The organism is Megasphaera sp. UBA4382 (assembly GCF_002391155.1).
In the GTDB taxonomy this organism is placed as follows: Bacteria; Bacillota; Negativicutes; order Veillonellales; family Megasphaeraceae; genus Megasphaera; species Megasphaera hexanoica.
On sequence record NZ_DGRS01000081.1, the window covers coordinates 1 to 19,708 of the forward strand.

A 19,708-nucleotide genomic window follows, 5' to 3' on the forward strand; every position below is an offset into this window, starting at 1 on the left:
CGGTTCTCTGCTTATCACGGGGACGGCAATGCTACACGGTGCTTCTAACCGACGATATATACTGATAGCTGGCTCGTCGAACTGGCTATTTTTTATACCCCAAATCAGCAATACAGAACTCACGACTGGGAGCGGTTTCTGTCCTGAATCGCTGGAAAGGGTGTCAGATACAAGGCGGAAGAAGGAGCCATAGCGGGGCTATGGTGACTGATGACAACGAAGCAGATGGCGCCCTTTCCGGCGAGGCAGGGGAAACAAGCTTCCAGCCGTGAGTTCTATACTAGTCACTCTATGTTACCTATGGTATAATAAAAAATAATCAAATGGAGGCAGCACAGGTTGTTTCCGGGAATGTATAAGAGGAGGAAGTAATGGATAACAAAGAACTTGTCATTGTTGTCGATTTTGGCGGACAGTACAATCAGCTCATTGCACGTCGCGTCCGTGAAAATCACGTATACTGTGAAGTGTATCCGTATCATAAAGCCGTAGCTAAAATCAAGGAATTGAAGCCGCAAGGGATTATTTTTACGGGTGGTCCGGCCAGTGTATACGAAGAAAATGCGCCTAAGATAGAAGCCGGCGTATTTGAACTGGGGATTCCTGTACTGGGGCTTTGTTATGGCATGCAGTTCATGGCCCAGACGCTGGGCGGGGAAGTACGCCATGCCGACCGCCGTGAATTTGGCAAGACGGAGACTGATGTTGATACGTCGTCACCGCTTTTCAAGGGACTGGCGGAAAAGGAAATCGTCTGGATGAGTCACCAGGATTATGTAGCGGAATTACCGGCTGGTTTTTCTATCGTCGCTCATTCGGAAAACTGCCCTGTGGCAGCGATGCAGAATACGGAACGCAAATTGTATGCCATGCAGTATCATCCGGAAGTGCTGCATACGGAACATGGCAAGGAAATGCTCCATAACTTCCTCTTTGAAGTCTGCGGATGTACGGGATCGTGGACCATGGCCAATTATGCCAAGACGGCAATTGCCCATATTAAGGAAACGGTCGGCAACGGCAAGGTCGTATTAGCTTTATCTGGCGGCGTCGATAGTTCCGTTGCCGCGGCTCTGATTTCAAAAGCCGTAGGAAGCCAGCTGACCTGTATTTTCGTCGATCACGGCCTGCTCCGCAAGAATGAAGGCGATGAAGTAGAAGCAGCTTTTAAAGACAGCGGCATGAATTTTGTCCGCGTCGATGCTTCTGAACGCTTCCTGGGGAAACTGGCCGGCGTGACCGATCCGGAACGGAAGCGGAAAATCATCGGTGAAGAATTTATCCGCGTCTTTGAAGATGAAGGCCGCAAAATCGGATCTGTCGATTTCCTTGCCCAGGGAACGATTTATCCGGACGTCATCGAATCCGGTGCCGGCGATGCCGCTGTCATCAAGAGCCATCATAATGTAGGTGGTCTCCCGGCGGTTGTCGATTTTAAAGGCCTCATTGAACCACTCCGCAACCTCTTTAAAGATGAAGTCCGCGAACTGGGTGCAGAACTGGGCCTGCCGGATTATCTCGTATGGCGCCAGCCATTCCCCGGTCCGGGCCTTGCTATCCGCATTATGGGTGAAATCACGAAGGAAAAATTGGCTATCCTCCGCGATGCCGATGCCATATTCCGTGAAGAAATCGCCAATGCCGGCCTGCAGCGGGATATCAACCAGTACTTCGCTGTTTTGACCAACAACCGCTCTGTCGGCGTCATGGGTGATTTCCGTACCTATGATTACACGCTGGCACTGCGCGGCGTTACGACGACGGACTTCATGACGGCTGACTGGGCACGCATCCCCTACGATGTCCTCGATAAAATTTCCAGCCGCATCGTCAATGAAGTAGATCACATCAACCGCATCGTGTACGATATTACGAGCAAACCACCTTCCACTATTGAATGGGAATAATAGCGAAAATCCCCGCAAGCTGTTCACTAATAAGCAGCTTGTGGGGATTCTTTTTTTGCATCTGGGAGCAGGAATGAATAAAAGAAGTTTAAAATGATTATATTATAAAAAGTAACTCCCAGCGAACAACAGCTGGAACAAAAAGCGAAAGAAAAATTGGAACAGATACAAGTACAAGGTTATACGGCTGCTTTTAGTGGCTTAGGTATTACGACGGTCTGACAATACGGGCTTGCTTTTTGTGGCAAAAAATTATGTATACTTTGCAGGTTGAACAGAAACCTTGACTTTTTTTAGTTACCGGCTTTACAATGAAGTAAAATCGTTGGTTCAAAGACAGGTCTGGTGGATATTTATGAAAGGGGAGGACGGTATGTTTCAGATTGGGCTTACGGGAGGTATTGCTTCGGGGAAGAGTACGGTTGTGGCCATGCTGCGTCAGCTGGGGGCGGGAATCATCGACTGTGACCAGATCGCCCATGATGTCGTCCGGCCCGGGTCGGAAGGACTGAAGGCCGTTGCTGACGCCTTCGGACCGCATACGTTGTGCGCAGATGGCACGATGGACCGGGCGTATATAGGCCGCGTCGTTTTTGGAAACAGGGAGAAAAAGGCGCAGTTGGAAGGCATTTTATTTCCTCTCATCCAGCGGGGAATCAATGATACAATTGAAATAATTGAAAAAAATAAAAAAAATCCGGTCATTTTCCTTGACATGCCATTGCTATTTGAGATAAAATACAACACGTACGTTGATGAAGCATGGCTCGTATATGTGGATCCGGCGACGCAGCTTTCACGGCTGATGGCGCGGAATCACTATACACGGGACGAAGCAATGGCACGCATCCATGCTCAACTTCCTATTGATACAAAACGGTCATTGGCTCAGGTTATCATCGACAATACTGGTTCTTTGGAAGACACAGAAGAACAGGTGCGGTATGAGTGGCATGAACTGATGAAACGGATTCAATCTGGGGAGTAAGCTGTGAGACGGAGAAATAATACAAAGGTAAAAATTGTAGCAGCTGTATTGGTTGCCTGTTTCTCTGCGTCGTATTTCTTTACCTGGAAAGACGATGTAATGCGTAAAATCGTATATCCTCTGCAGTATGACTATATGGTCAGACAGTATGCCTATGAAAACCATGTGGATCCGGCGCTGGTAGCGGCAGTGATTCTGGTGGAAAGCAAGTTTGACCGGTCGGCCTCGTCTCACCGGGGTGCCAGCGGTCTGATGCAGATTATGCCTGATACAGGCAAATGGATTGCTGAAAAGATGGGGATGGAAAATTTTCGTCCTGCCCAGCTGAACGATGTACAGACGAATATCAGGATGGGTACCTGGTATCTGGCATATCTTCTCAAAGAGTATGACGGCAATGAAGTTTTGGCTCTGGCAGCGTATAATGCCGGACGCGGCCATGTCGATTCCTGGATGGATGAATATGGCTGGGACAAAAACTTTAAAAAAATTGAAGAAATACCCTTTACAGAAACGAGAGAGTATGTTAGAATAGTCTTGCTGAACGAAAGGCAATACAAAAAACTGTATAACTTTTAATTTCTTTTTATGCGGTTGTGGCGGAATGGCAGACGCGCTGTCTTCAGGCGGCAGTGATCATCGATCGTGTGGGTTCAACTCCCACCAACCGCACCATTTTTTTGCCCTATGGATGATACATTGATTGAAACAGTCAAACAATGGAATATCACTTCTAGTCTCCCACTTCAGGTGGGAGATTTTAAGTTAACGGCAGAGCAGCACATGGTACAGGATCATGGGAAAGATAAGGAATACCTGATTTTTCTATATACGAATGACGATAATGGCTGGACCGTACGAGGGACAATCAATCCGGAAACGAATGAATTATTTGTCCGTACGGATATTGGAATGCTGGAGTTTGCGCTCATTGAATTTATTACGGAAAATTTTGAAAGTTTTCGTAGTATGGTAGAATCCCGGCTCCCGGAGCTGATCCGGACGTATTATGTAGATCGGGAAGAGAATTTCAGTGTATTGTTGAAGGATAAAGGAATCACGACGGTGGACTGGGATGACTTCCTGCCGGAATCATATGCCGGTTTCAGGCGGCTGATCCGTCCCAATGATGCCGTGCGGATCATTAATGGGTCGTATATGATCCTGGCTTACTATGATGGAGCGACGCGCAGCGGTTTGTCACTCATGTACAACATACTCCGGGATGATTTTTTTGCCGAACGGCGGATACATAATTTCCCCAATCTGGTACATGATTTTGACAGCAGTGATTTAAAGCTCCTGAAAAAAGCATTGCAGGAACGTCTCCTGCCTGTGCTGGACTCCGTTGCTGCTGATTTAAAGGCGGCAGAGTGAGCGTTTTTCATTGTCAGAAAACGCTGTTGGTGGTATACTTTAGTTAATTAGATGTAAACTTTTCTAAGAGTGGGTGGAAGCCCACTCTTAACTTTTACTTGCAGGGTTTCGTCGGGAAAGATACAGGTGAATTATGAGACGCGAACATATTGAAGAACTGGTAGCTGAAGAAGTTGAAAAAATCATTGCCGGTACGGCATTAGAACTCGTCGATGTGGAATACGTCCGGGAACGGAACTGGTATTTACGGGTTTTTATTGATAAGCAGGGAGGCGTCGATCTGGAAGACTGCCAGGCCGTCAGTGAAAAACTCAGTAAGATACTGGATGAAAAAGATCCCATCAGTGACAATTATCTTCTGGAAGTATCTTCCCCGGGACTGGACCGGGTCCTGAAAAAGGAAAAAGATTTTATCCGTTACCAGGGCCGCGATGTCGATATTCATTTCTTCAAGCCCCATAATGGAACGAAACTTCTGACCGCTGTGCTGAAGGGCAGGGAAGGCGATGTCCTGACAGTCAGCCATGATGAAACGGAAGAAACATTGGACATGAAAGATATATCCCAGATACGGTTACATATTGATTTTTAGTGGAGGTACATGAAAGTGAACAAGGAATTACTCAATGCGATTGCCTATTTGTCCAAAGAAAAGGGCGTTTCTGCCGATGTCATCTGTGATTCGCTGGAAGCGGTCCTGATTACGGCCTATAAAAAAGAGCCAGATGCCAATCCCAACGCCGTCGTAGAATTAAACCGCCTGACTGGCGATTATAAAATCCTGGCTCCTAAGACGGTAGTGGAAACGGTAGAAGATGAAGACGCCGAAATTTCTCTGGCCATGGCCCAGATCCTGGACCCGGAATATTCGGCAGGCGATGTCATCAATGTCAATGTGACGCCCAAGAATTTTGGCCGTGTCGCTGCCCAGGCAGCCAAACAGGTCATGATCCAGCGGCTGCGTGAAGCCGAACGGAGCATCGTCTACGATGAATTTTCCAACCGTCAGGATGACATCATCACGGGGATCATCCAGCGTATCGAACAGCGCAATGTCTATGTTGATCTGGGGAAAGCAGAAGCGGTCCTGCCCGTTTCCGAACAGATTCCGACGGAAACGTATACGGTCGGCCAGCGTATCAAGTGTTATGTGGTGGAAGTACGCAAGACGACCAAGGGCGCCCAGATTCTCGTTTCCCGGACACATCCGGGCCTGTTAAAGCGCCTCTTTGAACTGGAAGTTCCGGAAATTTATGATGGCGTCGTGGAACTGAAATCCGTTGCCCGTGAACCGGGCCGCCGATCGAAAATTGCCGTCTATTCCCGCGATGAAAATGTGGATTGTGTCGGCGCCTGTGTTGGTCCGAAAGGAGTACGGGTGCAGAATATTGTGACAGAACTGCAGAATGAAAAAATAGATATCGTGAAATGGGATGAAGATCCGGCTGTCTACATTGCCAATGCCCTGAGCCCGGCAACGGTGGTTTCGGTAACGGTTGATGAAGCGGAAAAGACCTCTAACGTCGTCGTTCCCGATTACCAGCTGTCCCTGGCTATTGGCAAAGCTGGTCAGAATGCCCGGCTGGCGGCTAAGCTGACCAACTGGAAAATCGATATCAAGAGCGAAAGCCAGGCCGCGGAACTGGCGGAACAGAAACAGGATGAACCGGCTGGCGAAGAGCTGGACGGTGATGACCTGTTAGCCGACCTGGCCATGCCTTCTGCTCCGGAAGCAGAAGATGCAGCAGTTTGCGATGTGGAAGCGGACCAGCATACGGAAGAGTAGGTGAGGACCATGAAAAAGAAAAAAATTCCCTTGCGGGTCTGTGCCGGCTGCCAGGAACAGAAGAGCAAAAAAGAGATGATCCGCATCGTACGCACGCCTGAAGGAAATGTCGAAATCGACAAGACAGGGAAGAAATCCGGGCGCGGCGTGTACATCTGCCAGAATCCGGAGTGCCTGGAAAAGGCCTATGAGGAACACAGGCTGGAACGTTCTTTAAAGACAAAGGTGTCTCCTGAAATTTATGAAGAACTCCGCAAGGATCTGGAATGACAGGGCAGGAACGGATCGGCAATCTTCTGGGCCTTGCCTGTCGGGCACGGAAGACGGTGTGTGGCGATTTTGCTGCAGAAAATTATTTGAAGAAACATGCAGTGCCGCTCCTGTTTGTAGCCAGCGATGGCGGTGAGAATGCAGAAAAATACCGCCGCATTGCAGCGCGCAGGAATATAGCGGTTGTAGATATATATACGAAAGAAGAACTGGGCAGAACAGTCGGGAAGTCTCAGAATGTGGTAGTATTATTGACGGACCGGGGATTTGCCAAAGCGATAGATGACGTGATACAGGCGATGAAGAAGGGGGCAACCAGATGACGAAACGAGTATATGAAGTGGCAAAGGAGTTGGGCGTATCGGCCAGCGATATTATTAAAACTCTGGGAGAACATAATATAAAGGCAACGAATTTTTCTGGTGTAGATGATCAGGCAAAGCAGGTACTGGATAAGGCATATGCGCCGAAAAAAGAAAATACTGATGCTCATGGCACGAGAAAAAAGGCGGCTATGCAGGCTGGGAAAAATAACGGCCAGAACGTCCGTAAAAATGAACAGAGACCAGAAAAGAACAACAAGAACCGGAATAACCGCCCGCAGAATAATCAGGGACAACGGCCGGAAACAGAAAAGGGAAATGTCAGAAAAGAAGGACAGTCCCGCAATAATTTCAATCGTCAGCAGCAGAATATGAAGAAGACTCAACAGACTAACCAGAATCATCAGGGCAATCAGAATCCCAATCACAAAGGGAATGTGAATAGTAAAAACGGCAGTCAGCCGGCTCGTGAAAATGATACGAAGCGTACGAAGTATTTTGGCCACAGTCAGCAGAATAATACGGGACGCAATGACAACCGGAAGAATAACAAACATTCTGGTCCGTCCGGTCATAATGGCAAGAACGCATCAAACCAGAACCGGCCTCATACGCTTTTGTCCAATGTCCTGAATAAAGGCAAGAATAAGAATAAACGGAATAAGAACCAGCATGGTGGCCAGAATGTGGCTATGCAGGATACGTCGGCGAAAAAGAAAAATTACCCGACGTCTATCGAACTTCCGGAAACGATTATCGTCAAAGATTTTGCCGAACGGCTGGGCCGCGAAGTCAGTGAAGTCATTAAAAAGCTGCTCATGGGCGGCATTATGGCTACCATCAATCAGGAAATCGATTATGATACAGCTTCGCTGATTGCCGATGAATTTGGCGTCGCCGTCACGAAGGAAGCACCGCCGGAAGATCCTACGGAAATCGAAGAAATCATCGATCCGCCTGAATCTCTTCAGCCGCGTCCCCCCGTCGTCACAATCATGGGCCACGTTGACCATGGCAAGACCAGTCTGCTCGATGCTATCCGCCAGAGTCATATCACGAGTCATGAAGCAGGCGGTATTACCCAGCATATCGGGGCTTATCAGGTCCGCTATGAAGGCAAGAAAATCGTATTCATGGATACGCCGGGGCATGAAGCTTTTACGGCCATGCGTGCCCGCGGTGCCCAGGTAACGGATATTGCTGTCCTCGTCGTTGCCGCCGATGATGGTGTCATGCCCCAGACGATTGAATCAATCAACCATGCCAAATCGGCTGGTGTCCCGATTATCGTTGCTATCAATAAAATCGATAAAGAAAGCGCCAATCCCCAGCAGGTCATGCAGCAGCTGACGGAATATGGCCTGATCAGTGAAGAATGGGGCGGCGATACGATTATGGTCCCCGTTTCCGCTCATAAGAAAATCGGCCTGGATGATTTGCTGGAAAACATCCTGGTACTGGCAGAAGTACTGGATCTCAAAGCCAATCCGAACCGTCCGGCCCAGGGCGTCGTTATCGAAGCCAAACTGGATAAAGGCCGCGGTCCTGTAGCCTCCGTACTAATCCAGAAAGGGACGCTCCACGTAGGCGATACGATTATCGTCGGCTCCTGCTACGGCAAGGTGCGGGCCATGACCAATGAACGGGGCGAACGTGTCAAGAAAGCAGAACCGTCTATCCCGGTAGAAATCCTCGGTCTGAATGATGTACCGGAAGCCGGTGATATCCTCGATGCGACGGATGAAAAGACGGCCCGTTCGGTTGCCGAAAAACGACTGGAAAAGAAACGGTCGTCTGAACTGCACGTCAATGCCAAGGTTACGCTGGATGACCTGTTCAATCAGATTCAGCAGGGCGAATTGAAAGAATTGTCCCTCATTGTCAAGGGGGATGTACAAGGGTCCGTAGAAGCGCTGAGCCAGTCGCTCATGGCCATCAAGAGTGACGAAGTCCGCATTTCTATCGTTCATTCCGGCGTTGGGGCTATCAATGAATCGGATATTATGCTGGCGTCAGCATCGAATGCCCTCATCATCGGTTTCAACGTCCGCCCTGATGCATCGGCCCGCAAGGCTGCGGAACATGAAAATGTCGATATGCGTACGTACCGGGTCATTTATGATGCCATCAATGATGTTGAAGCAGCTATCAAAGGGATGCTGGAAAAGAAATACGAAGAACATATTACCGGACGGGCAGAAGTACGCAAAGTCATTACGACTCCCAAGGTCATTGTCGCCGGTTCTTATATCAAAGAAGGCAAAATCTCCAGCACATCCAAGGTGCGCCTGATCCGCAATGGCATCGTCGTCCATGAAGGCGAAGTAGACGGCCTGCGCCGTTTCAAAGATGATGTGAAAGAAGTTGCCGAAGGGTATGAATGCGGTATCACGCTGGAAAATTACCGCGATATCAAGGAAGGCGACGAAATCGAAGCGTACGAAATGGTAGAAGTCGAACCGGAATAAAGTGAGGGAAGACAACTATGGGAGAATTACGAGTACGTAAAATACAGGAATTCATCAAGCAGGAAGTTTCCAATATTATTTTGCGGGAGCTGAAAGATCCGCGCATCGGTTTTATCACCGTAACCGATGCACGGATTACAGGCGACCTGCGGGAAGCGACCGTATATGTCAGCCTGTTTGGCAGCGATGCCGAAAAGGCCGATACGCTGAAAGCACTGAAAAGCGCGAATGGATATATCCGTTCCGAAGTCGGGAAAAGGCTGGGAATCCGCTATTCGCCGACGATTGAATTCAAAGAAGACACATCCCTCGATTATGGGATGAAAATCGATAAGATACTGCGTGATATAGAAAAGAAGGACTGATGTCCATGAATATTACACCAGAAGAAATCCGCCACCTGCTGCAGCATTACAGCCATGTCCTGCTGACAGCCCATGTCAATCCCGACGGGGACGCCATCGGGTCCCTGGTGGCCATGCAGGACTATCTGGAGCGGATGGGCAAGCAGGTCGTCACCGTCATCGATGATGACATTGACGACAAGTTTTTCTTCCTGCCCGGTGTCAGCCAGTTTAAAAAGCCGGCTGCTGTCCATACGGATGATTCCTGGCTGACCGTTATCCTCGATGCGACGTCAGCCGACCGCTGCGGTGCCGTTGAATCACTCATCCATGGGGATGTACTGAATATTGATCACCATATTTCCAATGCGCATTTTGCCCGGTACGAATATATCCGGCCGGAATGCGCGGCGACGGGAGAAATCCTGACACAGCTTTTTCTTACATGGGGCGACGGGGTGAACCAGCCGGAGGCCATGGCTCTGTACATGGCTATTGCAACTGACAGCGGCTTCTTTAAATTCAGCAATACGACAGGTCATACATTGCGCATGGCAGCCTCTCTCGTCGATGCCGGTGCTATGCCCCATGTCATTTCGGAACATCTGGAAGCCCAGTCTCTGGTAAAGCTTCACGCCCTTTCAGAAGTGCTGAAACATATTGAATTATTTGGCAACAACAAAGTGGCGGGCATTACATTTTCACCGGATGTCCTGAAATATACGGGAGAACATACAGGCGGGTATATTGACTATGCCCGGACAGTCAAGGGCGTCGATATAGCTTTTACGGTGAAGTATATCAGCGATGAGGAAACGCGGGTCAGTCTCCGTTCCAAACAGGCGGATGTCAACGCCATAGCGTCTGTTTTTGGAGGGGGCGGTCATGTCCGTGCGGCTGGATGTACTATCGGTGCGCCTCTGGAAAAAGCAAAAAAAATGCTTATAAAGGAAATTTTAAAAGCTGTATGATACAGGGAATTGTCAATGTGTTAAAACCGACTGGCATGTCCAGTCACGATATAGTAAGTCAGATGCGCCGCATCTACCAGATGAAAAAAATCGGTCATGCCGGTACGCTGGATCCGCTGGCGGCAGGCGTACTGCCTGTGTATCTGGGACAGGCAACGCGGCTCATCGAATATGGAGACAGCGATACGAAGACGTATCATGCGGAATTTCTGCTGGGAATTGCGACCGACACAGAGGATATTACCGGACAGGTCGTAGACCGGAAGCCCGTTCCTGCTGTGAGCGCCGTGGACATGACATCGGCACTGCAGCATTTTATGGGGCCGATCAAGCAGACGCCATCGCGGTATTCCGCTATCAGTATACATGGCGTGAAGGCTTATAAATTAGCCCGCAGCCATCAGAATTTTACCCTGCCGGAACGGGATGTGACGATACATGATATACGGCTCCTATCCTGGCAGGAACGCCGGGGGACGCTGGCCGTGACCTGCTCCAAGGGAACCTACGTCCGTTCTCTGGTCCGGGATCTGGGCGAGTATCTGGGAACCTGTGCCTGTATGTCTTATCTGGTGCGCGTACAGGCCGGCGTGTTTACTATCGAAGATGCGGCGACGCTGGAAGAACTGACCTGTGACCCGCTGCGCTATGTCCTGCCGGCAGATGCTTCTATGGGAGCCGTACGGAAGGTAACTCTGTCCCGGGAAAACTGCCTGTATCTTCTTCAGGGCAGGCCTGTTCCTTTCGCCGGACGGCAGATGACGCATGGTGAAATCCTGCGTGTCTATACGGACCGGGGCGTGCTTACGGGGATTGCCCGTTTCGATAAAGAACATCATGTCATCCGCCCGCACAAAATGTTTGCGGATTCATTGTGAGGTAATCGACGATGCAAGTATTTCATTCTTTTGAAGAAGCGCAAGACTACACGGCAACAGTAGTCGCTCTGGGAACCTTTGATGGCGTACATCTGGGGCATCAGATGGTCATGAAGACGGCTATTGATACGGCGCGCAGGCTGCAGGCCAAAGCTGTAGTCGTGACCTTTGCAGCTCACCCGCTGTCCGTGCTGTGTCCGGAAAAGGAACCGGCGCGCCTGGCTACGGTAAAGCAGAAGGAACGGTATATAAAAGAACTGGGCCTGGATGGTCTCGTCCTTTTGCCCATGAATCGTCACCTCATCGATGAATCACCGGATGAATTCTGCCAGCAGCTGCTGGATTATCTGCATCCCAAATCGGTAGTAGTGGGAGCGAATTTTACTTACGGCGCCAGGGCGGCAGGCAACACGGAAACACTGCGTGACTTTATGGATGGCCATGGAGTTCCCGTACAGGTGCTGCATCTGCTGGAACGGCCCGGCCGGGCGACGCCCATCAGCAGTACGGTCATCCGCAAACTGGTCCTGCTGGGCCACATGGAAACGGCGGCCAGCCTGCTGGGCAGACCTTTTGAAATCGAAGGGATGGTCGTGGAAGGTGACCGGCGGGGACGGCTTATCGGCTTCCCGACGGCCAATATGGAAATACCACCCCGCATGGCTATGCCAGCGGATGGCGTGTATGTAACCGATGTATTCGTCGATGGTGCGTACCGGCCGGCTATGACCAATATTGGCGACAATCCGACTTTTACCAATCAATACCGCCGGATAGAAACGCATATCATCAACTGGCAGGGAGACATATATGGCAAATGCCTTTGCGTCCGTTTTTATAAACGGTTGCGCCATGAAATCCCTTTTCAGACAACGGAAGCGCTCCAGCGTCAGATGGAGCAGGACCAGGTTGATACGCTGAATTATCTGGATGATAATGACAGGACTTGTTTTAAATGACAGGTCCTGTCATTTTTAATCTGCTTTTAATCTGATTTTAATTTAATTCTCATCTGAGTTAAATTGAATTTATGTCATAACAATGATATAATTAAAGCATAGATAAAGGTTGCGTTCAGTTTTGCGAAGGAGTGGTAGAGTATGGAATACAAATTTTCAGATCTTGCAAATGGATTAAAAGCTTCGGAAATACGTGAACTGTTGAAATTGACAGCCCAGCCAGAAATTATCTCTTTTGCCGGCGGTCTTCCGGCTCCGGAATTATTCCCTCTGGAAGAATTAAAAAAAGTAGATATTGCTATTATTGATAAGGACGGGAAAGCGGCTGTACAATATGGCACGACGGAAGGATATGTACCACTGCGGCAGCATATTTGTGAACGGATGAAAAAATCATTTATGGTCGATTGCGGGATCGATGAAGTCTTTATTACGTCCGGGTCGCAGCAGGGCCTGTCGTTCATCCCTCAGATTTTTATCAATCCTGGCGATATCATGCTCGTTGAAAGTCCAACCTACCTGGGAGCACTCAACGCATTCAAACTGTGCGGACCTAAATTCGTAGAACTTCCAACCGACGACAAGGGCGTCATTCCCGAAGAATTAGAAAAAATCCTGAAACAATATGGCGATAAGATCCGCCTGGCCTATGTCATTCCTGAATTCCAGAACCCGACAGGGGTAACATGGCCTATCGAACGGCGTAAAGCGTTCATGGAACTCATCAACCAGTACAATTTCCCGGTCATTGAAGATGACCCGTATGGCGAACTGCGGTATGACGGTGACAAAGTTCCGTCCCTGAAATCGATGGATACGAAGGGGAATATCATATTCCTCGGCTCGTTCTCGAAGATTATGATGCCAGGTCTGCGCGTAGCCTGGATGGTAGCCGACCCGGCGATTATCGATAAATGCGTTAAATACAAACAGGCAGCTGACCTGCAGACATCGTCCTTTGCACAGCGTCAGGTATCTTTCTTCCTCGATATGTTCGACATCGATGCCCATATCAAAGATATTTGTGATCTTTATGGCAAACGCCGCACACTTATGCTCGACAAGATGAAAGAATACTTCCCGGCAGAATGCAAATTCACCTATCCGGAAGGCGGTCTCTTCACCTGGGTTGAACTGCCTGAAGGTATGGATGCCAAAGAACTGATGCCGAAAGTACTGGAAAAGAAAGTAGCTTATGTACCGGGCGGTGCTTTCTATCCGAATGGCGGAGGAGAAAATCACTTCCGCATGAACTATTCGTGCATGCCGGAAGATAAGATTGTAGAAGGCGTAAAACGTCTGGGCGATGTACTGAAAGAAGAAATTGCCAAAATGAAATAACGACTGAACGCAGAGAACAGGGCAGGGAGAAAATCCTTGCCTTGTTTTTGTATACGTATTACTTTTTGCCATCACTGGAATTTTGTAATTTGCAATCTCTTTATGTTAGTGTTATAATTTGACCACTGGGGAGTAATATTAACATAGGGGTGATTTACATGACAAAATTTTCTGATTTTGCAAACACATTAAAAGCTTCTGATATTGCGGAACTGCTGGAACTTACGGAAAAACCGGAAGTAATTTCGTTTGCAGGGGGGCTGCCGGCACCAGAATTGTTCCCAATCGAAGAAATGAAGCAGGTCGATCAGGCTATTTATGAAAAGGAAGGCCGCAAGGCGGTTCAGTATGGTACGACAGAAGGGTATGTACCACTGCGCGAAGAAATTGCCAAACGGATGAAGAAGTCCTTCTTCGTTGACTGCGAAGCAAAAGATATCGTTATTACGACGGGTTCACAGCAGGGCCTGTTTATCCTGTCGCAGATTCTCGTCAATAAAGACGAAACGATTGCTATGGAAAGCCCGTCTTATATGGGTGCCATCATGGCCTTTAACCCGGTAAGACCTAACTATATTGAAGTACCGACGGATGACAAGGGCATTATCCCGGAAGAGCTGGATAAAATCCTTGCTACAGATAAAAGCGTCCGCATGATTTATGTTATTCCTGAATTCCAGAACCCGACAGGTATCACCTGGCCAGTAGAACGCCGGAAAGCATTTATGGATGTCATCAACAAATATGATGTCGTGGTCGTCGAAGACGATCCCTACGGTGAAATCCGTTATGACATTGAAAAACTGCCGTCCCTGAAGTCCATGGATACGCAGGGAAAAGTCGTATTCCTCGGCTCGTTCTCCAAGATTTTCATGCCGGGCCTGCGCTTGGGCTGGACTATTGCTAATCCGGAAATTATCGATAAATTCGTCAAATTCAAACAGGCCGTCGATCTCGGCACTTCGACCTTTGGTCAGCGCCAGGCCGCATATTACTGCCAGATGTTTGATATGGATGCCCACATCAAAGAAATCAACGCATTATATGCCAAACGCCGCGACCTCATGTGTGAATCGATGAAGAAGTACTTCCCGGAAGAATGCAAGTTTACCTATCCTCAGGGCGGTCTCTTCACGTGGGTTACCCTGCCGGAAGGTATGGACGCCAAAGAATTGATGCCGAAATGTCTGGCAAAAGATGTAGCGTATGTACCGGGTGGTATTTTCTATCCCAATGGCGGCAATGGCAACCACTTCCGCCTCAATTACTCCAACATGCCAGAAGACCGTATCGTAGAAGGCATCAAACGGCTGGGAGAGGTGCTCAAAGAAGAATTATCGAAATAATCCGTGAATTTCTGGAAGAATTCATGATCAAGGGCGTGCCTGTGGCATGCCCTTTTTTTAGAGAGGAGAGATAGTTTTGCGGCCTTTAGATGTCCTGAAACAGTATTTTGGCTATTCATCGTTCCGCCCTGGACAGGCGGAGGTCATTGCCACGATCATGGAGCATCGTGACTGCCTGGCCATTATGCCGACGGGAGCCGGAAAATCACTTTGTTTCCAGATACCGGGATTGCTGATGTCCGGCCTTACACTGGTCATTTCCCCCCTCATTTCATTGATGAAAGATCAGGTAGATGCGCTGCTGGCACAGCATATACCGGCCGTGTTTATCAATAGCCAGTGCACACTGGAAGAGTCGAGACAGCGGTTTTCAGAAATACGGAGTGGCCGGGTCAAGCTCGTCTACATTTCTCCTGAACGGCTGCAGAATGAATTTTTTACGAGCTTCATGCAGTCTATGCCAATCGATATGGTCGTCATCGATGAAGCTCATTGTGTATCCCAGTGGGGTCATGATTTCCGGCCCGGGTATTGCGCTATCCGCCCGTGGATCGAAGCACTGCCTCACCGTCCGGTGGTGGCGGCCTTTACGGCGACGGCGACTCAGAAGGTAAAAGAAGATATGATGAACCTCCTGGGCCTTCAGGATGAACGGGTCTTTATCGGCGGGTTTGACCGTCCGAATCTGTACTTCCGCGTCGTCCGCAATACAGACCGGACTTCTTTCATCCTGTCCTATCTGGCCCGGAATAAAGAGGACAGCGGCATCATCTATACGGCGACGCGGAAAGAGGTAGACCGCCTGTACAAGGAAATAAAAGCACGCGGGTTTGCCGCAGGGCGGTATCATGCCGGTATGACCGATGGAGCGCGCAAGAAGGTACAGGAGCAGTTTACCTATGATAAAATTTCCGTCATTGTAGCAACCAATGCCTTTGGCATGGGCATCGACAAGAGCAATGTCCGGTACGTCATTCACTATCAGATGCCAAAAAACATCGAAAGCTATTATCAGGAAGCGGGCCGGGCCGGACGGGACGGAGCTCCCGGAGAATGCATCCTGCTGTATAACCGGCGTGACATCATGATTCAGAAATTCCTCATCGAAAACTCTGTCCATTCACCAGAACAGCAGAAAAAAGAATTGCAGATGCTGAACGCCATGATTGAATATTGCGAAACCCGTCACTGCCTGCGCCAGTATATTCTCCGGTATTTTGGAGAAAAACCATCCTGGGACCGCTGTGAACATTGTGGCAATTGTGATCAGGAAGTCGTCCAGGAAGATACGACCCAGATTGTCCGGCCGATTTGCCTATGTATCGACGAGGTGAAGGGGCGTTTTGGAATGACGATGGTCTGTGATATACTAAAGGGGAGTATGACTGCCCGAATCCGCCATTATGGTTTCCAGCGCTGTACGAGCTTTGGCATGCTAAGCAATTATGCGGCCAGAGAAATCCGCGATATGATCCGGCAAAGTCTGGAAGATGGATTCGTGCAGCAGTCCGAAGGGCAATACCCCGTCCTTTCTCTGACTGCTGACGGACGGGATGTATTGAAAGGCCGGAAACGGGCTATACAGGAAATTGCCATCGCGGCAGAAACAGAACCGGCGGCCCGGCCGGCGCGGAAGAAAAAATCTGTATCTGAATCTATCGATGAAGAAGCCTGCCGGCCCCTCTTTGAGGTACTCCGGTCAGTTCGCATGGATCTGGCAAAAAAAGAACATATTCCGCCTTTCGTCATTTTTTCCGATGCCACACTTTGGGAAATGGCAGCCAGCCGCCCCGTATCGGAAGAGGCGATGTCCCGCATTAAAGGGGTAGGTGAGTTCAAGCTGCATAAATATGGCCGCATTTTTTGCCAGGCTGTTCAGGATTTTCAAACTACACAGAGGTGATGTACATGAGTTCAGCCGATACACAGTATCTGGATATGGTAGAACGGATTTTAAAACAGGGATATTACTCGAATAACCGCACAGGGATACCGACGTATAAACTTCCTCATCAGATATTTCAGTTTGACCTGGAAAAAGAATTTCCCATTCTGACTACGAAATTTGTTGCGTTTAAGACGGCCGTAAAGGAGATTCTCTGGATCTGGCAACTGCAAAGTAATGATGTACGGGAGCTGCAGAAGATGAATTGCCATGTCTGGGATGAATGGATGCGCCCTGATGGAACGATTGGGAAAGCTTACGGGTATCAGATACGTAAATACAAGCAGGTAGATCATTTGCTGGATATGCTGCGTCATGACCCGCAGAACCGGCGGATGATTGTTACGCTGTGGAATATAGATGACCTTCCCGACATGGCATTGCAGCCTTGTGCCTTTCAGACGTTGTGGGATGTCAGCGACGGACGACTCAATTGCATGCTGGTACAGCGCAGCGGCGATATGGGACTGGGCGTACCGTTCAACATGACGCAGTATGCCGTACTCATCCATCTCATTGCCCAGACGGTTGGCCTGAAGCCGGGACTGTTTACTCATGTTATCAATAATGCCCATATTTATGAAAATCATATCGATGCGATGAAAACACAGCTGTCACGGCGCAGTCAGGCTTTTCCGGCGCCCAGGCTTTGTATTAATCCCGATATTCACGATTTCTACCAGTTTACTATTGATGATATCGCCCTTGACGGATATCAGCATTTGGGTAAATTACCAATGGAGGTGGCCGTCTGATGCTGCACATGATTGCTGCTGTGGATAAGGCGCGGGGAATTGGAAAAGATAATCAGCTGCTCTGCCACTTGTCTGCCGATTTAAAGCATTTCAAGAACCTGACTATGGGGCATACAATCATTATGGGACGGAAGACCTTTGAAAGTCTTCCGGGACTGCTGCCGGGGCGGCCACACTGGGTGCTGACCGGACAGAGGGATTATGAAGAAACTCATCCCGGCATCACCGTATTTCACGATATGGATGATATGGTACGGGCTGTCCGGACCGGTGAGGAGTATTTTATCATTGGCGGTGCTTCCTTATACACGGAATTCATGGGGCGTGCTGACAGCCTGTATCTGACGGAAATTGATGCGGAACTGCCGGCAGATACGTTTTTCCCGCCGTTGGACCGGACGCGCTGGCAGGAAGTGGCAAGGGATGCCCATGAGGCAGATGAACGCAATGCTTATCCCTTCTCTTTTGTTCGTTATCTGCGTAAATAAAGATTTACATTATGCTTTTATGTCATAATGAAAATAAGAAATTGGTTGACATTGAATGTTTGGTATGATACACTACCTATTAGAGCTAGAGAATAGCTGCATTTGTTTTTTTTAGGAGGATTTTGTTATGCACGGTAAAGTAAAATGGTTCAGCGCAGAAAAAGGTTATGGCTTCATTGAAAGAGAAGATGGCGGCGACGTTTTCGTACACTTCTCCGCTATTCAGGAAGACGGCTTCAAATCCCTGACAGAAGGTCAGGAAGTTGATTTTGATATCGTAGATGGTGCACGTGGTCCGCAGGCTGCTAACGTAGTTAAAGCCTAATCGAGCGCTTTCAGGATATAGACCTTTTAACCGGTAACCTCATGGTTGCCGGTTTTTTTTAGAGTGAAACGGTAAAGATAACATGCAGATGAATTTTACTGCATATTTATTGCATAAAAACTTGAAATATACACGCTTATATGCTATGATATACACATATTCAAGAGAATATACAGGATTGATTGCATATGGAGGGTGAATATATATGAAACACGTCAACAGTTTTGCCGATTATACGGCGGATGAATTAAAAGGCATATTACTTCTGGCAGAAAAAATTAAACAGAATCAGCAGGCTTTCTCTCATTTACTGGATGGGAAAAAGCTGTATACTCTGTTTGAAAAGACATCGAACCGGACATATTTATCGTTCAATATCGGGATGGAAGAACTGGGTGGCAAGTCGTATAATCAGCTTTGGAAAGACAGTAATTTTACTATTGGCGATCTTCCCAGTGAAGTTAAATACGTAGGGCGCAACGTGGACTGCATTATGGGACGTTTCAAAAAATCGGAAACGACCCATGGTTTCATGGATGCTTCGATTGTTCCGGTCATCAACGGCTGTGATAATACGTTCCACCCGACACAGGCGCTGGCCGATATGCTGACGCTGTATGAAAAGACGGGTCATTTTGATGTCAAAGTCTTGTATATTGGAGCTAAGAATAATACGTATAATTCCCTCAGTGAAATTGTTACCATGCTGGGGGGCAAGATGTACGGCCTGACTCCGTTCAGCCAGGTCATGGGCGTCGGTGATGAGTTCTACGAAGGCCTCAAGGCTACAGGTCATTATGAAGAACTGCCTGACAATATCAGTAAGGAAGATTTGAAAAAAGTCGTTGCTGAAGTCGATTGCGTCTACACTGATACGTGGGTCGATATGGAATTTTTCACCAATCCGGACTATGCGGAAAAGAAAAACAAGATTATCGGCATGATGATGCCCTATCAGATCGATGCAGACCTGATGGCAGGTACGGATACGATGGTATTCCACGATATGCCGATTCATCCGGGCTATGAAATTACCCAAGATGTGATGGAACAGCATCTGGAAACGATTCTGGATGAAGCCGAAAACCGCCGCCATGCCGAAAAAGGTCTTCTCGTATACCTCATTACCGGTAAACTTGATTGGTAAATCCTTATATTTGCAATGCCTCTATAAGCCGGAACGTATTATTTCGGATTATAGAGGCATTTTTATCAGCAACTTTTTCAAGAATCTCAC

General features: G+C 48.4%; 20 protein-coding genes and 1 tRNA gene. All 21 read left to right on the forward strand.

Annotated features, from left to right (window positions below; translation table 11 throughout):
* The first annotated feature begins 371 nt into the window (after positions 1 to 371).
* The 21 genes from guaA (at position 372) to B4H10_RS09885 (ending at position 19,618) form a co-directional block, all read left to right on the forward strand.
* On the forward strand, positions 372 to 1,907 hold the full coding sequence (gene guaA, locus B4H10_RS09785) for a glutamine-hydrolyzing GMP synthase (RefSeq protein ID WP_292018745.1): 1,536 nt from the start codon (positions 372 to 374) through the stop codon (positions 1,905 to 1,907).
* Positions 1,908 to 2,280: 373 nt separating this feature from the next.
* The gene (coaE, locus tag B4H10_RS09790; protein WP_059075756.1) at positions 2,281 to 2,895 is read left to right on the forward strand and encodes a dephospho-CoA kinase; all 615 of its coding nucleotides are present in this window, start codon (positions 2,281 to 2,283) and stop codon (positions 2,893 to 2,895) included.
* A 3-nt stretch (positions 2,896 to 2,898) separates the two neighbouring features.
* Positions 2,899 to 3,474 carry a lytic transglycosylase domain-containing protein gene (locus B4H10_RS09795; RefSeq protein ID WP_170087657.1) on the forward strand — a complete coding sequence of 192 codons (576 nt, stop codon included), beginning with the start codon at positions 2,899 to 2,901 and terminating at the stop codon, positions 3,472 to 3,474.
* Positions 3,475 to 3,485: 11 nt separating this feature from the next.
* A tRNA-Leu gene (locus tag B4H10_RS09800) sits at positions 3,486 to 3,570 on the forward strand.
* Between the two features lie 24 nt (positions 3,571 to 3,594).
* Positions 3,595 to 4,272 carry a hypothetical protein gene (locus B4H10_RS09805; protein WP_292018746.1) on the forward strand — a complete coding sequence of 226 codons (678 nt, stop codon included), beginning with the start codon at positions 3,595 to 3,597 and terminating at the stop codon, positions 4,270 to 4,272.
* A gap of 133 nt (positions 4,273 to 4,405) precedes the next feature.
* Positions 4,406 to 4,864 carry a ribosome maturation factor RimP gene (rimP, locus tag B4H10_RS09810; RefSeq protein WP_059075758.1) on the forward strand — a complete coding sequence of 153 codons (459 nt, stop codon included), beginning with the start codon at positions 4,406 to 4,408 and terminating at the stop codon, positions 4,862 to 4,864.
* Positions 4,865 to 4,879: 15 nt separating this feature from the next.
* Positions 4,880 to 6,058, forward strand: a complete 1,179-nt coding sequence (nusA, locus tag B4H10_RS09815; RefSeq protein WP_059075782.1) for a transcription termination factor NusA — start codon at positions 4,880 to 4,882, stop codon at positions 6,056 to 6,058.
* 9 nt (positions 6,059 to 6,067) lie between these two features.
* Positions 6,068 to 6,328: an RNase P modulator RnpM gene (gene rnpM / locus B4H10_RS09820; protein ID WP_150824249.1), complete on the forward strand. Its 261-nt coding sequence runs from the start codon at positions 6,068 to 6,070 to the stop codon at positions 6,326 to 6,328.
* Positions 6,325 to 6,651, forward strand: a complete 327-nt coding sequence (locus tag B4H10_RS09825) for a L7Ae/L30e/S12e/Gadd45 family ribosomal protein (protein WP_059075760.1) — start codon at positions 6,325 to 6,327, stop codon at positions 6,649 to 6,651. Before rnpM ends, B4H10_RS09825 begins: the two co-directional genes overlap by 4 nt.
* A complete protein-coding gene (gene infB, locus B4H10_RS09830; RefSeq protein ID WP_292018747.1) occupies positions 6,648 to 9,119 on the forward strand; it encodes a translation initiation factor IF-2 in 2,472 nt (823 codons plus the stop codon). The genes B4H10_RS09825 and infB overlap by 4 nt, the downstream gene beginning before the upstream one ends.
* Positions 9,120 to 9,136: 17 nt before the next feature.
* On the forward strand, positions 9,137 to 9,484 hold the full coding sequence (rbfA, locus tag B4H10_RS09835) for a 30S ribosome-binding factor RbfA (protein WP_059075762.1): 348 nt from the start codon (positions 9,137 to 9,139) through the stop codon (positions 9,482 to 9,484).
* Between the two features lie 5 nt (positions 9,485 to 9,489).
* The gene (locus B4H10_RS09840; RefSeq protein WP_075582495.1) at positions 9,490 to 10,434 is read left to right on the forward strand and encodes a DHH family phosphoesterase; all 945 of its coding nucleotides are present in this window, start codon (positions 9,490 to 9,492) and stop codon (positions 10,432 to 10,434) included.
* Complete coding sequence (gene truB / locus B4H10_RS09845; protein ID WP_292018748.1) at positions 10,431 to 11,312, forward strand: tRNA pseudouridine(55) synthase TruB; 882 nt, start codon at positions 10,431 to 10,433, stop codon at positions 11,310 to 11,312. Before B4H10_RS09840 ends, truB begins: the two co-directional genes overlap by 4 nt.
* An 11-nt stretch (positions 11,313 to 11,323) precedes the next feature.
* On the forward strand, positions 11,324 to 12,271 hold the full coding sequence (locus tag B4H10_RS09850; RefSeq protein WP_292018749.1) for a bifunctional riboflavin kinase/FAD synthetase: 948 nt from the start codon (positions 11,324 to 11,326) through the stop codon (positions 12,269 to 12,271).
* A gap of 141 nt (positions 12,272 to 12,412) precedes the next feature.
* On the forward strand, positions 12,413 to 13,612 hold the full coding sequence (locus B4H10_RS09855) for a PLP-dependent aminotransferase family protein (RefSeq protein WP_059075765.1): 1,200 nt from the start codon (positions 12,413 to 12,415) through the stop codon (positions 13,610 to 13,612).
* 158 nt (positions 13,613 to 13,770) lie between these two features.
* Complete coding sequence (locus B4H10_RS09860) at positions 13,771 to 14,958, forward strand: PLP-dependent aminotransferase family protein (RefSeq protein ID WP_059075766.1); 1,188 nt, start codon at positions 13,771 to 13,773, stop codon at positions 14,956 to 14,958.
* Positions 14,959 to 15,034: 76 nt separating this feature from the next.
* Entirely contained in the window at positions 15,035 to 16,861 is a 1,827-nt protein-coding gene (recQ, locus tag B4H10_RS09865) for a DNA helicase RecQ (protein ID WP_292018750.1), read from the forward strand.
* A 5-nt stretch (positions 16,862 to 16,866) separates the two neighbouring features.
* Positions 16,867 to 17,658 (forward strand): thymidylate synthase, encoded by a 792-nt coding sequence (locus tag B4H10_RS09870; RefSeq protein ID WP_059075768.1) that lies wholly within the window; start codon positions 16,867 to 16,869, stop codon positions 17,656 to 17,658.
* Positions 17,658 to 18,146, forward strand: coding sequence for a dihydrofolate reductase (locus B4H10_RS09875; protein ID WP_292018751.1), 489 nt, complete (start codon positions 17,658 to 17,660; stop codon positions 18,144 to 18,146). The genes B4H10_RS09870 and B4H10_RS09875 overlap by 1 nt, the downstream gene beginning before the upstream one ends.
* Before the next feature lie 127 nt (positions 18,147 to 18,273).
* The gene (locus tag B4H10_RS09880) at positions 18,274 to 18,471 is read left to right on the forward strand and encodes a cold shock domain-containing protein (protein ID WP_059075770.1); all 198 of its coding nucleotides are present in this window, start codon (positions 18,274 to 18,276) and stop codon (positions 18,469 to 18,471) included.
* A gap of 205 nt (positions 18,472 to 18,676) precedes the next feature.
* Positions 18,677 to 19,618, forward strand: coding sequence for an ornithine carbamoyltransferase (locus B4H10_RS09885; RefSeq protein WP_059075771.1), 942 nt, complete (start codon positions 18,677 to 18,679; stop codon positions 19,616 to 19,618).
* The last annotated feature ends 90 nt before the right edge of the window (positions 19,619 to 19,708 follow it).

Bases quoted from the DNA above. Each gene is read 5' to 3' on its own strand.
- infB (WP_292018747.1), top strand. From the start codon at position 6,648: ATGACGAAACGAGTATATGAAGTGGCAAAGGAGTTGGGCGTATCGGCC.
- coaE (WP_059075756.1), top strand. From the start codon at position 2,281: ATGTTTCAGATTGGGCTTACGGGAGGTATTGCTTCGGGGAAGAGTACG.
- rnpM (WP_150824249.1), top strand. From the start codon at position 6,068: ATGAAAAAGAAAAAAATTCCCTTGCGGGTCTGTGCCGGCTGCCAGGAA.
- guaA (WP_292018745.1), top strand. From the start codon at position 372: ATGGATAACAAAGAACTTGTCATTGTTGTCGATTTTGGCGGACAGTAC.
- B4H10_RS09855 (WP_059075765.1), top strand. From the start codon at position 12,413: ATGGAATACAAATTTTCAGATCTTGCAAATGGATTAAAAGCTTCGGAA.
- B4H10_RS09875 (WP_292018751.1), top strand. From the start codon at position 17,658: ATGCTGCACATGATTGCTGCTGTGGATAAGGCGCGGGGAATTGGAAAA.
- truB (WP_292018748.1), top strand. From the start codon at position 10,431: ATGATACAGGGAATTGTCAATGTGTTAAAACCGACTGGCATGTCCAGT.
- B4H10_RS09825 (WP_059075760.1), top strand. From the start codon at position 6,325: ATGACAGGGCAGGAACGGATCGGCAATCTTCTGGGCCTTGCCTGTCGG.
- B4H10_RS09880 (WP_059075770.1), top strand. From the start codon at position 18,274: ATGCACGGTAAAGTAAAATGGTTCAGCGCAGAAAAAGGTTATGGCTTC.
- B4H10_RS09885 (WP_059075771.1), top strand. From the start codon at position 18,677: ATGAAACACGTCAACAGTTTTGCCGATTATACGGCGGATGAATTAAAA.
- B4H10_RS09840 (WP_075582495.1), top strand. From the start codon at position 9,490: ATGAATATTACACCAGAAGAAATCCGCCACCTGCTGCAGCATTACAGC.
- B4H10_RS09860 (WP_059075766.1), top strand. From the start codon at position 13,771: ATGACAAAATTTTCTGATTTTGCAAACACATTAAAAGCTTCTGATATT.
- B4H10_RS09850 (WP_292018749.1), top strand. From the start codon at position 11,324: ATGCAAGTATTTCATTCTTTTGAAGAAGCGCAAGACTACACGGCAACA.
- rimP (WP_059075758.1), top strand. From the start codon at position 4,406: ATGAGACGCGAACATATTGAAGAACTGGTAGCTGAAGAAGTTGAAAAA.
- B4H10_RS09870 (WP_059075768.1), top strand. From the start codon at position 16,867: ATGAGTTCAGCCGATACACAGTATCTGGATATGGTAGAACGGATTTTA.
- rbfA (WP_059075762.1), top strand. From the start codon at position 9,137: ATGGGAGAATTACGAGTACGTAAAATACAGGAATTCATCAAGCAGGAA.